Source organism: Dongia sp. agr-C8, from assembly GCF_054658695.1.
The window spans coordinates 705,027-718,305 of record NZ_BAAGHZ010000004.1 but is presented as its reverse complement, the minus strand read 5'-3'; the positions used below and the strand labels follow the sequence as shown (position 1 = coordinate 718,305).

Sequence of the window (13,279 nt, the reverse complement as noted above, 5' to 3'; positions counted from 1 at the left end):
GGAGCGATCCGCCGGGGTTCTTGTTTCGGGCGCAGATGGGCTCGGTCACATCGCCTTGCGGCCGCGGTCGACTTCGTCCGGGTAGATGCCCGACAGAACCGTCTCGAAGTGATTCTTCACCGCCTCGTTGCAGGCGCAGGCGCGTGCGGCAAGCCGGTCGAAGTCCTGCACCCGCAAGCTGCCGCGGCCGGTGGTCAGGATACCGTCGGCCTTCAGGTTTTGCAGCACGCGGCTGGTGTAGCTGCGCCCGACGCCCAGCATTGTGGCGAGCTGCTCATGGGTCAGCGGCACGTTGTGGTCGCCGGTGCGCTCCATGGCGGCGATGATCCACTTGGCGGCCCGCTGCTCGATCGTGTGAATGGCGTTGCAGGCGGTGGATTGGAAGACCTGTGCGAGCAGGCAGTCGGCATAGCGCGTGAACAGGTTCCGCAATGTCGAGGAGGTGGCCTTGGCCTCCTGCAGCACGCCGGCACGCAGTTGCACGAACGGCCCCGCATACTTGACGGTGATCCGGCAGTATGCCGGCAGCCATCCCGCACTGACGATGCCGCCGGCCGCGCCTTCGCGCCCGACCAGCACGGTCTCCACATCGCGACCGTCTTCGCTGGGAACGAGAAACGACGCGAGCGCCTGGTCGCAGGGGAAGTAGACGTATTCGACCTTGTCGCCGGGGTTGTAGAGCAGCTCGCCCGCCCGCCGCTCGCGCGGCACCAGGTGTCCGGCGATCAGCGCGAAGTCATCCTCACTCAACCGGCACAGCAGGTTGTTCGATGGCCGTGAAGCGATGCCCGGCTGGGCCGCCCCAAGAGTCTTTCCCGTCCGCGCGTGCATGACGCTCCCGCTCGCCGCAATCAGGTTACTTCGGGTGCGTTGTGGCCACAAGTGCACAGACCCCCTGCACGGATTCGGTTAGGTTCCAAGAAATCGGACCGGTTTGCGATGCTCCTCTTGGAGGCGCCGCCGGCCGCTCGGCCAGTCTGCCGAACCAGCCTCCATGAGCGAATTTGAAGCTCCGCCTTCATCGGGAGGCGCCGCCTGCCGGCTCGGCCGCCATGCGCCGCGGGTCGATGCCGTTCTTGACGGGCGCTGGGGTCGCGTCCGTGGCGCGCCGCAAGCGCCGAGGGCGAATGCCGCGCCATGAGGAGCATGGCAGGGAGTCAATGCACCGCAAGGCTGGAATGCTCAGTTTCTCGTTGGAAGATTTCGACATGCAAGCCATCTCGCCGCCGTCTCCTATCGACGCTGATCGCGACGCCGTCCTGAAGGCGACGCGTCCGGCCGAGCTCGCGCGCTCCATCGTCGACACGATCCGAGATCCGTTGCTGGTCCTCGACGGGGAGCTGACGATCGTCATGGCAAGCCGGAGTTTCGCTCGGGTGTTCGGCGATGCGGCGGACGCCGTCGCCGGGCGGAAACTCGGTGAACTGCATCAGGGGCGGTGGGATCTTTCCGCGCTCAGGATCCAGCTGGAACGCCTCATCCAAGACGGCACGCCGGTCGAGGGTTTTCTAGTGGAGGACGACTTCCCGGGGCTCGGGCCGCGCATCTTCAAGCTCGACGCGCGCCGGATCGACCCCTCGGCCGATCACAGCGGCCGGATTCTACTCGTCTTCGATGACGTGACGAAGGCGGTCGCGGATGATCGCCACAAGGACCTGTTGGCAGCCGAGCTGGCGCACCGAATCAAGAATTCGCTGTCGGTGATCTCAGGGTTGCTGACCTTGGAAAGCCGTCGCGGGCTTTCGCCATGCCGCGAAGGATACCAAGCGATGCAAACCCGCCTCGCCGCCGTAGCGAGCCTCTACGACTTGATCGCCCGGTCCAATGCCTTCGGGCCGGTGGACATGCGCACCTATCTCGCCGGCATCGCGGGTGGTCTCCGTGCAAGCCTTCTCGACCGGGAGGGGACGATCGAGATTACGGTTGACGCCGAGCCATTGACGATCAACGCCGATCATGCGGTTTCGGTGGGTCTCCTTGTCAACGAGCTCGGCACCAACGCGATCAAGCACGCCTTCCCCCGGGGGCGGGGCCGGATCGTCCTCAGTTTCCATCGCCGGGAGGGCGAGCTGACGCTTTCGGTACAGGATGACGGCGTCGGCCTTGATGCCGTCGCGGGACAGAACCCAGAGGCGGGCCTGGGAATGCGCTTCGTGGATGGGTTCGTGCGGCAGCTCGGCGGTCGGCTGCTGCGCGCCGGCGCCCCGACGGGCACGACCGTGACGGTCCTGTTGCCGCTCTCAATTCTGGCGGCCTGAAGCGCCCTCAAGCCCCTGGATCATTCGTAAGGATGGGGCGCCCATGATGTCTATCAAGACTCAATCAGTACGGGGGCGGCACATTATTGTATTCGCGCCGCGGTTATGGTTTCCGATACCGGAAGCCTTGAATGCAGGTTCCGCATCCCCTTTACTAGGCGACTTCCATGCCGCAAACTCGACTGTGGTTGCTGGCGCCGCGCGCCGGCCCGGGGGCTTACTATATTACAATTGATGCAATGACCCAGTAAGCGGAGTTCCCGCCGCTCACGGGGCAGGGAGGTCGCAATGAAAGCGTCCTGCATGCTTGTTGCGCTGCTGCTCGGCTGCGTCTCCGGCAGCGGGACTACTCACGCGCAAGCAGTGGCCGCGTGTCGCATCCTGGCGGGCGTTCATACGACCACGTTCGATTCGTCAACGTTCGACGTCTTGAAGGCCGGTACATTCAACTGGATCGATTCCGATGCCTTGTCGGTGCAGGCCGTCACCGCCCCGCTGAACAACAAGGAAGTTGCGCCGACCAAGGTTGCGGTCCGCTTCGGCCAAACTGTCTACCTGTTTGATTCGAATGGGCTGCAGTCGGGGTCGGCGCAATCGACCGGTGTCACAGCCACGCAGAGCGGTACCTCCGGCAATGGCAGCTTGGTTGCAAGATTGACCTCGAACGACGGGACGGCCGTGGAAATCGCCCAGGCTGTGAAAATCGGAACGACTTGGGCCTCCAACATCAAGGTTTCGCTTCCCGCCGGTGCTCGCGGCAAGACCAGAGGGCTCTGCGGCAACTTCGACGGCGACCCGAGCAACGACAATCTGACTCCGGGCGGTCAGCCGGTCGCGTTCACTGCGCCGCAGATCTGGTATCCGGACGGCACAAACCTCGCGACCGCGTGGGTCCCGCAGGGCAACCAGGATCTCTTCGGCGGTTCTCAGACGGCGAATGCCGGTGCCGCGACGGCACCGACGGAACCCGCCACTTTTGGCGCGGTGAAGGTGTTCAAGGCGACATCGCCGGCGGCCGGCCATCCCTCGGCCCAGATGTGCGTGCCCTCGGGGTATCGGTTGCTCGGGGGCGGTGCAAGCATCAGCACCACCGGCGTGGGGAACTACATGACGGCCAGTTATCCCGATGGCCAATGCTGGAAGGCCGATGCAAAGGATCACCTCGTTCAAAGCATCGCGACCATGGATGTCTATGCGATCGGCATCTACGACCCCAACGGTCTGATTCCGTTGGTGACCTTGTCTTCAACCAGCCAGGTGGCCGCGCACCCTGCCGTGATCTCGCCGACGCTGCCGCCGCCTTTCGTGATGACCGGCGGCGGCGCCAAAGTGACGTATAGTGGGGCCGGGAACATTCTGATCGCGAGCTATCCCAACGATGGCAATCCGCCGAACACTTGGGTGGCGGCGAGCAAGGACCACGATGTATCCGATCCGGCGACGGTCACGGCTTACGTCGTCGGCATGCTGACGGCGCTGCCGACCGGTCAGAAGTTCGACATCGTCAAGGTCGTTGCGACCCAAGCCAATCCTGCATCCGCCGCGGAAGCAACGGTTGCTCTGCCACCGGGCTATAGCGTGATCGGCGGTGGCGGACTGGCGATTTCAACCACGCAAGCGGGCAGCCTGCTCACCGATTCCTATCCCACCGGCAACGGCTGGACGGTCCGTTCGCACGATCGCAATACCCCCGACCCGGCGAAGATTGCGGTCTGGGCGTTCGGAATCCGCCTCGTGCAATGAGTCCGTTCGAGCTGCCGTTGCTTATTCAGCGCGCTGTGTGAGCCTTCGCTTCGGTCGACGCTCTCTTAGAACGGCGTCTTCTTCTTGTCGGGATTGTTGAAGCGGCCGAGGTTGCCGAGCACCTGCTGCACGATCGTGAGGTCGTTGCCGTGGGTCGGCGTGATGCGGTCCACCATCGCCACCATGCGCCCGTCCTCGAGACCGTAGATCTTCAGGTCCTGCACGATATTCTGGGCATCGAAGCTGACCGCCAGCACTTCCTGCTCGACCACTTCCGGATCGAGGAAGGCGGTCTGCTCGGTGCGGCGGGAGATATAATACCAGGTGCGATCCTCGAAGGCAGAGACCGCGGAAGGCGAGCCCAGAAGCTGGGTCACGCGGTTCTTGTCATCGACCCCCGGGTTGATCTGCACCACCTGGTCGGCATCGGGAACGTTGCCTTCCTGCTGGATGGTCGGCGAGCAGGCAGCCAGGCCCAGGAGCCAGAGCCCCGAGCAGAGCGCAGTCGCGGTTTTCCGTATATCCATGGTGGCGGCCCCGATTCTCCGTCCCGGCGCCATCCGCGCCATGGATGCCGAATGTTGCGAATCATGGCACCCGGCGCCTAGGCTTGGCGTTGATGCAGCCGGCGGGGCCGAAGATTGCACCCACCCCCCACTCTGTCAAGAAAAGGCAGGGCCCGGGACCGCGACGTTAAGGGCCTCAGCAGCAAAGGAAATCCGCCAAGTGGACAACCGTTCGTGAGTGTGCTCGGCAAATTGATCGATCGCGTCCTGAGCGGGCCGGACCGCCGGGAGGTGGTCGCGCAGCGGCTCTATGCCGCGCTGACCGCCCAGGCCCGGCGCCCGGCTTTCTACACCGCCTGCGGGGTCCCGGACACGATCGACGGCCGGTTCGAGATGGTGGCGCTCCACGCCTTCCTGCTGTTTCGTCGGCTGAAAGGGCAGGGCGACAAGGCCGGCGCGGTGGCGCAGGCGGTCTATGACGTCATGTTCGCCGATTTCGATGCCTCGGTGCGTGAGATGGGCGCCCAGGATCTCGGCGTCGGCCGGCGCATCAAGTTCATGACCGAGGCGATGAACGGCCGGTTCCAGGCCTATGAGGCGGGCCTCGCCCATCTCCAATCCCAGGGCGGCCAGACCGAGCTGGAACTCGCGTTGAAGCGCAATCTCTACGGCACGGCCGAGCCGGTCGATGAATGCCTGAAGAGGATGGCGGATTATCTGAAGCGCGCCGATGCCGAGCTCGCGGCGCTGCCGATCGACCAGCTGATGCGCGGCATCCTGCATTTCCCGCCCCTCGAACCGGACCGGCTGGATTACTAGATAACCTCGATGCCGCGCCAACATTCAGACTCCCAGGAATTCTCCCGCTTCGTCGAGGCCGACAGCGTCGGCACGCATCGGATGGAGCGCCGCATCAGCGCCAATCCGGAGGAGCGCGCCGCCCTCGCCAGGCGTTTCGATCTCATCGGCATCGATCGGCTGGAAGCCGTCTTCACGCTGAAGCGGGCCGGTGGGGGCGTCATCCATGTCCAAGGCGAGATCGCGGCCGAGGTGACCCAGGCTTGCGTCGTGACCCTGGCCCCGGTCCCGGCCAAGATCTCCGAGGCCTTTTCCGCGGATTTCGCCGATGTGGACGATCGCCGCCCGCCGGCCGAATCCGACCTCGATTTCGAAGCCGCCGACCCCCCGGAACCGATCCAGAACGGGCATATCGACCTCGGGGAACTCGCCGCCGAGCACCTCTCCTTGGCCCTCGATCCCTATCCCCGGGCGCCGGGAGCCGCGATTCCCGCGGAGTTCAGCCCCGACCCGGACGCGGAGGCGGCGGCGGAGCGCCCCGTTAACCCATTCTCAATATTGAAGAAATCAAACTAGGCCTGGATCCGGCTTCGAAACGGCGAGCGCGTGATTAACTTGCCACCGCGTCGGTTTTTGGCTAAGAACCCGCCATTCGGTGGCAGCATTGGGCTGCCTTTTCTTTTGTGCGAGCACAATCATGGCAGTTCCCAAGAAGAAGGTCTCCAAGTCGCGGCGCGACATGCGGCGGAGCCATCATGCGTTGAAGGTCGTGGCGTCGTTGGAATGCCCGAACTGCGGCGAGCTGAAGCGTCCGCATCACGTCTGCGGTTCCTGCGGCCATTACGACAAGCGCGAAGTCGTCGCCAGCGCGGAGTCCAGCGCCGCCTGATCGCGCGTGCTATCGTGCGCCCAGGGAGGAGTGAACGCTCTTGAGCGCCAGCCTGGCGATTTCACTGGATGCGATGGGCGGCGACAACGCGCCGGAAATGGTGGTGCGCGGCGCCGACATCGCGCGGCGCCGCTTTCCGCAATGCCGCTTCCTGTTCTTCGGAGACGAGGCGAAGGTCCGGCCGCTGCTGGATTCGCTGCCTGAGCTGAAGAAGGTCTCGACGCTCCGCCACACCGTCTCCGTCGTCACCATGGACGACAAGCCGAGCCAGGCTCTGCGCTCCGGTCGGGGCAGCTCCATGCGCCTCGCGATCGACGCCGTGCACAACGGCGAGGCCGGCGCCGTCGTTTCCGCCGGCAACACCGGCGCCCTCATGGCGATGGCGAAGTTCGTGCTGAAGACCATGCCGGGCATCGACCGCCCGGCGATCGCCTCGTTCTTCCCGACCTTGCGCTCGGAGAGCGTGATGCTCGACCTCGGCGCCAACGTGCAATGCGATGCCGACAACCTCGTGCAGTTCGCGGTGATGGGCAACGTCTTCGCGCGCACGGTCCTGGGCGTGCGCGAGCCGACCATGGGCCTGCTGAACGTCGGCGCGGAGGAGCTGAAGGGCCATGATGCGGTCAAGGTCGCGCACGGCATCCTGCGCCAGGCGACCCTGCCCGGAAAGTTCGTGGGCTTCGTCGAGGGCGACGACATCACCCGCGGCACCGTTGACGTGATTGTCACCGATGGCTTTACCGGCAACGTCGCGCTGAAGAGCATCGAGGGCGCGGTGAAGCTCTACAGCCATTTCCTGCGCCAGACCTTCAAGAGCTCCTGGATGGCGGGCTTGGGCTACCTGCTGGCGCGCCCGGCGATGAACGCTTTGCGTGCGCGGGTGGATCCTCGGCGCTACAATGGCGCCATCTTCATGGGCCTCAATGGAGTCTGCGTGAAGAGCCATGGCGGCACGGATGCCTTCGGCTTCGCCAATGCGATCGGCGTCGCCGTCGACATGCTGACCAACGGCACGATCGAGAAGATGCGCCACGACTTCGCCAACATGACCGCTTCCACCGGCCCCCAGGCGGCGGCGCTCTAACAGGGATACATCACCAATGAGACGCTCGGTCGGTCTTGCCGTCGGCGCCTATCTGCCGAAGACCGTCGTCACCAACGAAGAACTCTCGAAGCGCGTCGACACCACCGACGAGTGGATCCGCCAGCGCACCGGCATCACCCAGCGCCATGTCGCCGCCGAAGGCGAGACGACCTCCGATCTGGCGGTGAAGGCCGCCGAGCAGGCGCTGCATTCGGCAGGGCTGCGCGGCGCCGATATCGGCGCCATTATTCTCGCGACCGCGACGCCGGACCATACCTTCCCCGCGACCGCGACGCGGGTGCAGCACCGCATCGGCATGAAGGGCGGCTTCGCCATGGACGTCCAGGCGGTCTGCTCCGGCTTCGTCTATGCGCTGGCGGTCGCCGACAACTTCATCAAGGCCGGCCAGGTGAAGCGCGCGCTGGTGATCGGCGCCGAGACCTTCTCCCGCATCCTCGACTGGAACGACCGCAACACCTGCGTCCTGTTTGGCGACGGTGCCGGGGCGCTCATCCTCGAGGCGGCCGAAGGGCAGGGGACCTCGGCCGATCGCGGCGTGCTCTGCACCCATCTCTTCTCCGACGGCGCCCACTACGAGCAGCTCTATGTCGATGGCGGGCCGTCCTCGACCCAGACCACCGGCGTCGTGCAGATGAACGGCAAGGAAGTCTTCCGCCACGCTGTCGTCAACCTTGCGGCGGCGGTTGATGCGGCGATCGCCTCCACGGGCATTACGGCCGAGGACATCGACTGGCTGGTCCCGCACCAGGCGAATCGGCGGATCATGGACGGGATGGCGCACCGTCTGAAGCTGCCGCCGGAGAAGGTCGTCTATACGATCGACCGCCATGCCAACACCTCGGCGGCCTCGGTGCCGCTGGCCTTGGCCGAGGCGGTGACCGACGGCCGGATTCAGCGCGGCCAGATGGTGCTGATGGAGGCCATGGGCGGCGGCTTCACCTGGGGTTCGGCGCTGCTCCGCTGGTAGTAACCATGACGAACCAGCTTTCATGACAACGTCCCTCTCTAATTGACTGATTTCAGAGGAATCGATAGGCTTTTCCCGATCGACGACCGGACGCCGGATCAGCGAGAGGCGAGCCATGAAGGGCAATACAGTCACCCGCGCGCACTTGGCCGAGGCGGTCTACCAGGAGGTAGGCCTGTCGCGGAACGAGTCGGCCGAATTGGTCGATAGCGTGCTCAACGAGATTTCCGACGCACTGGCCAAGGGCGAGAGCGTCAAGATCTCGTCATTCGGCAGCTTCCTGGTCCGCATGAAGGGCGAGCGCATCGGCCGCAACCCGAAGACCGGCGAAGAAGTGCCGATCAAGCCGCGCCGGGTCCTGGTCTTCCGTTCCTCCCATGTCCTCAAGGACCGGGTGAACAAGGGCGCGGGTAATCCGTCATGAGCGCGCAGCGCGCCCAGAATCAGCCGCGGGGCAATCCGCAGCCGGCGGCCGATCGCCGCCCGGCGCCGCGTCGCGCCGAGAAGTCCGCGACGGCCTTCCGCACCATCAGCGAGGTCGCCGACGACCTCGAGGTTCCGCAACACGTGCTCAGGTTCTGGGAGACCAAGTTTCCTCAAATCCGCCCGATGAAACGGGGCGGCGGCCGGCGCTATTACCGGCCGGAGGATATCGACCTTCTGCGCGCCATCCGCGACCTGCTCTATGAGCAGGGCTATACGATCAAGGGCGTGCAGAAGCTGATGCGTGAGGGCGGCCTGAAGATCGGTGAGGAAGGCCTGATCGAGACGCCGGCCGAGGCCGAAGCCGCTTCTGCCGAGCCGGCTGCGGCCGGCACCGTCGCGCGCGCCGCCTCGGAGGATCTGCCGCTGTTCCGCTCCAGCATGGACGACGGCCAGCTGCGCGAGATCCGCGGCATCGCCGCCGAGCTCTCCGAGCTCCGCGACCGCCTCCGCAAGGCGATCGACGGCCGCTAGCCAACGCGCTTGCGCCAACATCGAGCGGTGGATATATAGCCGCCCAGCGCTGATCTCTCGCGAGACCGGCGCGGCCCCAAGGTCGGAGTGTAGCGCAGCCTGGTAGCGCATCAGTCTGGGGGACTGGGGGTCGTGGGTTCAAATCCCGCCACTCCGACCATTTTCGGGTTTTCGAGCGGCCCCGCCCGGATTAATCACGAATTTTCGCGATATTCGTGATAAAAGCTCCGTTGCACACACGATAATATAGAAATGCTGCGCTGCACACCGTGTTGCAGCCGCCCATTCCATGCTTATCTTGTCATCGTATGCCTCCGAAACCTGTCTGGAGTCGGCGGCACGTGGTGTCGAAATTCTACGTCTGAAGAGCAGAGTCATGGTCGATCAAAGCGCAGCCCCTGAAATGTCCGAAAACGGTGACGGCGTGCCTGTCTCCGCCGAGCCGGATACCATCAGCCTGCAACTGGGCGACCTGCTGCCGGACAGCGCCGGCAACATCGTCATCGAGTATGACGGCGGCAACCTCGCCGTGGAGCTGATGACCGACCAGTCCGTGGTCGAACATGGCGTGGCGGTCGAGGCGGTCGATGCCAATGGCGGCGATCTTTCCGGGATGGCCTATTTCGCCTTCGGCGGCGGCATCACGGTCTATTTCCCGACCGACATCAGCGTCCACATCGTCCCGCCGGTCGCCTGAAGCGCCGCGGCGCCTTACGGCGCCTTCAGCCATCTGTCGTTTACGATTCCGCGCGCCGAACGGCTCAGCGCTAATTTCCGGTCATGCCGCTGTCGCGACCGGTGTTGCCGCCCTTGCTGCCGCCCTGATCCTTCTTGGTGGCGCGGTTCGGCGGCGGGGGCTGCGTCGGCGGCGTGATCTGCGGCAGCGGGACGAGCGGCGTGCTGGGCGTCGTCGTCGAGGGCGGCGCGCCGTTCATGGCGGTGTCGTCGGTCGCATCCAGCACGGGCTTCAGCTGTTCGGGGGTCGTCGGCAGCACCGCGGAGATGGCGCCGGCCGCGTCGATCGAGCCCCATTGCCCGGTATTGATCAGGACCGGCGGCTGGGCGCCGCTGCCGCCCATCTCGACCGTGCCGTTCAGCACGTAGACGGTCATCAGCGCCTGCTGGAACGCCACGATCCATTTGGTGCCGCGCACCGCCGAATAGCCGGTGGCGGTCTTGATCTGGTAATCGAATTTGCTCTCGCCGGATTTCGCCGCGGCGGCGTTGACGATGCCCTCCAGCACGGTCAGCACCACGGTGCGCGACTTGTTGGCGGCATCGACCGCGAAGAGATCGACCGAAAGCTTGGTGTTCTCGCCCAGCGCCAGGATCGAGCCATCGACGAAGCGCAGCCGCAGACGCGCGCCCGGACCGGTCTTGATCACGTCGCCGAGCTGCACCGCCGTGCCCATCGAGCAGGAGATGTCGCTGCCGTCGCGGGTGATGCGGATGTCGCCGCGGGTCTTCACCGCCTGCGCCACGAAGGCGGCGGCGAAAGCTTCAGCGGCGATGAAGATAAGGGAGACGCAGAGGGCCGTGGCGACCAGGAGCCGCCTCGCGGCATGCAGCTTGTGGTGACGACTCATCTGAAGCCCCGACCCTCCAGCCCATCCAGTCTATTCCGATAGACGCTACGGGCGCCAGGGGCGTTCAGATGCCGGTTGAGGCCTCGGGTGTGCGGATCGTCACGGCCGCCTGTCGCCGCGCGGCGTCAAACATCGAGGTCGCGGGCGAACTGCGCATTCTCCTGGATGAACTGGAAGCGCAGCTCCGGTTTCCGCCCCATCAGCCGCTCGACCAGGTCCGCGGTCTCACGCGCCTCGGCGCGTTCTTCCTCGTTGTAGCGGTGCGGCATGCGGACCCGGAGCAAGGTGCGCTTCTCGGGGTCCATGGTGGTTTCCTTGAGCTGGCTCGCCGGCATCTCGCCGAGGCCCTTGAAGCGGCTGACCTCGACCTTGCCCTTGCCGGTGAACTCGGCCTTCATCAGTTCGTCGCGATGCGCGTCGTCGCGCGCATAGGCCACCTTGCCGCCTTGGGACAGGCGATAGAGCGGCGGCTGCGCCAGGTAGAGCTTGCCATGCTCGATCAACCCCGGCATCTCGCGATAGAAGAAGGTCATCAGCAGCGAGGCGATATGCGCGCCGTCGACATCGGCATCGGTCATGATCACGACCTTGTCGTAGCGCAGCCGGTCGAGATTGAACTTGTCCCGGGTGCCGCAGCCCAGCGCCTGGATGAGATCGACCAGCTCCTGGTTGCCGGAGAGCTTGTCGGCCGAGGCGCTGGCGACGTTGAGGATCTTGCCGCGCAAGGGCAAGACGGCCTGGGTCTCGCGGTCGCGCGCCTGCTTGGCCGAACCGCCGGCGGAATCGCCTTCCACCAGGAAGAGCTCGGTGCCGTCCTGGGAGTCCTTCGAGCAGTCGGCGAGCTTGCCGGGTAGGCGCAGCTTCCGCGTCGCGGTCTTGCGCGAGAGCTCCTTGTCCTGGCGCTTCCGGAGCCGCTCTTCCGCGACCTCGATCACCCGCTCGAGCAGGTCGCGGGCGCGGCCGGTATCGCCGGAGAGCCAATGGTCGAAATGGTCCTTGATCGTGGTATCGACCAGGCGCGTGGCCTCGGCGGTGGCGAGCTTCTCCTTGGTCTGGCCCTGGAACTGCGGATCGCGGATGAAGACCGAGAGCAGCATCGCCGCACCGCCGGTCACGTCCTCGGCGGTGATGATCGAGGTCTTGCGGTTGCCGATCAACTCGCCATAGGCCCTGAGACCGCGCGAAAGCGCGCTGCGCAGGCCCGCTTCATGGGTGCCGCCTTCCGGCGTCGGCACGGTGTTGCAATAGGAGTTCAGGAATCCGTCGCCATCCACCGGCCAGGCGATCGCCCATTCGGCCCGGCCCTGGCTGTCGGGGAAATCGGCCTGCCCCGAGAACGGCGTCGAGGTCACCATCTTGCGGCCGTTGATGGTCGAGGTGAGGTAGTCGCCCAAGCCCCCCGGGAAATGCAGCGTGTCGCTGGCCGGCGTGTCGTCGCCCTCGGTGATGAGGCTGGGATCGCAGGACCAGCGGATCTCGACGCCGCGGAACAGGTAGGCCTTGGACCGGCACATGCGGTAGAGGCGGGCGGCCTTGAAATGCGCCTGCTTGCCGAAGATCTCCGGGTCGGCATGGAACCGGACCGTGGTGCCGCGGCGATTCACGGCGCCGGTATTCTTCAGCTTCCCCTGGGGCGCGCCGCGCTTGTAGTGCTGCACATGGAGCTGCTTCTCGCGCGCGATCTCGACCGTGAGGTCGTCGCTGAGCGCGTTCACCACCGAGAGGCCGACGCCGTGCAACCCGCCGGAGGTCTGGTAGACCTTGCCGGAGAACTTGCCGCCGGAATGCAGTGTGGTGAGGATCACCTCCAGCGCCGACTTGTTCTTGTACTTCGGGTGCGGGTCGATCGGGATGCCGCGGCCGTTGTCGCGGATGGTCACATACATATCCGCGCCGAGCTCGACCTCGATCCGGCTGGCATGGCCGGCGACCGCCTCGTCCATCGAGTTGTCGAGCACCTCGGCCACCAGATGGTGGAGAGCCCGTTCGTCGGTGCCGCCGATATACATGCCCGGCCGCCGGCGGACCGGCTCCAGCCCTTCCAGGACCTCGATGTCCTTGGCCGAATAGTCGCCGCCCTTCTTGGGGGCATTCTCAAACAGGTCGTTGCTCATTCTGCGCGTGGTTCTTCACTGTAATCGTTAACGCTCGCCCGGAGTGATAGCCCCTCGCACGCCGGGTCGCAATCGGAAAGCCGTCCGGAGCAATACGCCATATCGCATTGATTTTACGAAATAATATGCGAAAGATGCCCGACCGGGCATGCCGCCGTGCGGCAGTCTATCAAGCCGACTCGGAAGCAGGCGAGCAGCGCCGGGACGCCGTCCGCCGTCCGCGAATCCGGACATCCGTCGGCGGGGCGTCGGGGAAGCCTGGGGGTGCCCCGCAACGGCCCGGGCCAGCTGTCCTGGGTGCGGCAGCGCCTTAATTGACGCCCCGCCGGTAAGGCTGATAAGCACCGCAGCCAAAG

Annotated in this window: 14 protein-coding genes and 1 tRNA gene; 11 read left to right on the top strand and 4 right to left on the bottom strand. The window is 65.4% G+C overall.

From position 1 onward, the window contains the following. Window positions 1-45: 45 nt before the first annotated feature. A complete protein-coding gene (locus tag ACYQ4T_RS23715; protein WP_459859075.1) occupies window positions 46-831 on the bottom strand; it encodes a Crp/Fnr family transcriptional regulator in 786 nt (261 codons plus the stop codon). A 329-nt stretch (window positions 832-1,160) separates the two neighbouring features. Between ACYQ4T_RS23715 and ACYQ4T_RS23710 the strand changes: the two genes are divergently transcribed. Continuing rightward, window positions 1,161-2,258, top strand: coding sequence for a sensor histidine kinase (locus tag ACYQ4T_RS23710; RefSeq protein ID WP_459859074.1), 1,098 nt, complete (start codon window positions 1,161-1,163; stop codon window positions 2,256-2,258). 288 nt (window positions 2,259-2,546) lie between these two features. Beyond that, a complete protein-coding gene (locus tag ACYQ4T_RS23705) occupies window positions 2,547-4,001 on the top strand; it encodes a VWD domain-containing protein (protein ID WP_459859072.1) in 1,455 nt (484 codons plus the stop codon). Window positions 4,002-4,066: 65 nt separating this feature from the next. On the opposite strand, the gene ACYQ4T_RS23700 is transcribed toward ACYQ4T_RS23705, so the two are convergent. Beyond that, a complete protein-coding gene (locus ACYQ4T_RS23700) occupies window positions 4,067-4,528 on the bottom strand; it encodes an outer membrane protein assembly factor BamE (protein ID WP_459859071.1) in 462 nt (153 codons plus the stop codon). A 213-nt stretch (window positions 4,529-4,741) separates the two neighbouring features. Between ACYQ4T_RS23700 and ACYQ4T_RS23695 the strand changes: the two genes are divergently transcribed. The 9 genes from ACYQ4T_RS23695 to ACYQ4T_RS23655 all read left to right on the top strand — a co-directional run bounded on the left by ACYQ4T_RS23695 (window position 4,742) and on the right by ACYQ4T_RS23655 (window position 9,920). Continuing rightward, window positions 4,742-5,326: a ubiquinol-cytochrome C chaperone family protein gene (locus tag ACYQ4T_RS23695; protein ID WP_459859070.1), complete on the top strand. Its 585-nt coding sequence runs from the start codon at window positions 4,742-4,744 to the stop codon at window positions 5,324-5,326. A 9-nt stretch (window positions 5,327-5,335) separates the two neighbouring features. Continuing rightward, a complete protein-coding gene (locus ACYQ4T_RS23690) occupies window positions 5,336-5,881 on the top strand; it encodes a YceD family protein (RefSeq protein ID WP_459859069.1) in 546 nt (181 codons plus the stop codon). A 121-nt stretch (window positions 5,882-6,002) separates the two neighbouring features. Further along, window positions 6,003-6,194 (top strand): 50S ribosomal protein L32, encoded by a 192-nt coding sequence (gene rpmF / locus ACYQ4T_RS23685; RefSeq protein ID WP_395019954.1) that lies wholly within the window; start codon window positions 6,003-6,005, stop codon window positions 6,192-6,194. Window positions 6,195-6,234: 40 nt separating this feature from the next. Next, complete coding sequence (plsX, locus tag ACYQ4T_RS23680) at window positions 6,235-7,278, top strand: phosphate acyltransferase PlsX (protein WP_459859068.1); 1,044 nt, start codon at window positions 6,235-6,237, stop codon at window positions 7,276-7,278. Window positions 7,279-7,294: 16 nt separating this feature from the next. Continuing rightward, window positions 7,295-8,266 (top strand): beta-ketoacyl-ACP synthase III, encoded by a 972-nt coding sequence (locus ACYQ4T_RS23675; RefSeq protein ID WP_459859067.1) that lies wholly within the window; start codon window positions 7,295-7,297, stop codon window positions 8,264-8,266. Between the two features lie 115 nt (window positions 8,267-8,381). Next, window positions 8,382-8,690, top strand: a complete 309-nt coding sequence (locus ACYQ4T_RS23670) for an integration host factor subunit alpha (RefSeq protein ID WP_459859066.1) — start codon at window positions 8,382-8,384, stop codon at window positions 8,688-8,690. Further along, complete coding sequence (locus tag ACYQ4T_RS23665; protein ID WP_459859065.1) at window positions 8,687-9,223, top strand: MerR family transcriptional regulator; 537 nt, start codon at window positions 8,687-8,689, stop codon at window positions 9,221-9,223. The genes ACYQ4T_RS23670 and ACYQ4T_RS23665 overlap by 4 nt, the downstream gene beginning before the upstream one ends. An 83-nt stretch (window positions 9,224-9,306) precedes the next feature. Next, a tRNA-Pro gene (locus ACYQ4T_RS23660) sits at window positions 9,307-9,383 on the top strand. Between the two features lie 243 nt (window positions 9,384-9,626). Further along, window positions 9,627-9,920 carry a hypothetical protein gene (locus ACYQ4T_RS23655; protein ID WP_459859063.1) on the top strand — a complete coding sequence of 98 codons (294 nt, stop codon included), beginning with the start codon at window positions 9,627-9,629 and terminating at the stop codon, window positions 9,918-9,920. Window positions 9,921-9,990: 70 nt separating this feature from the next. On the opposite strand, the gene ACYQ4T_RS23650 is transcribed toward ACYQ4T_RS23655, so the two are convergent. Together ACYQ4T_RS23650 and parE are read right to left on the bottom strand one after the other, a co-directional pair. Beyond that, window positions 9,991-10,809 carry a FecR family protein gene (locus ACYQ4T_RS23650; RefSeq protein ID WP_459859062.1) on the bottom strand — a complete coding sequence of 273 codons (819 nt, stop codon included), beginning with the start codon at window positions 10,807-10,809 and terminating at the stop codon, window positions 9,991-9,993. A 125-nt stretch (window positions 10,810-10,934) separates the two neighbouring features. Continuing rightward, complete coding sequence (parE, locus tag ACYQ4T_RS23645; protein ID WP_459859061.1) at window positions 10,935-12,923, bottom strand: DNA topoisomerase IV subunit B; 1,989 nt, start codon at window positions 12,921-12,923, stop codon at window positions 10,935-10,937. Window positions 12,924-13,279 lie beyond the last annotated feature (356 nt).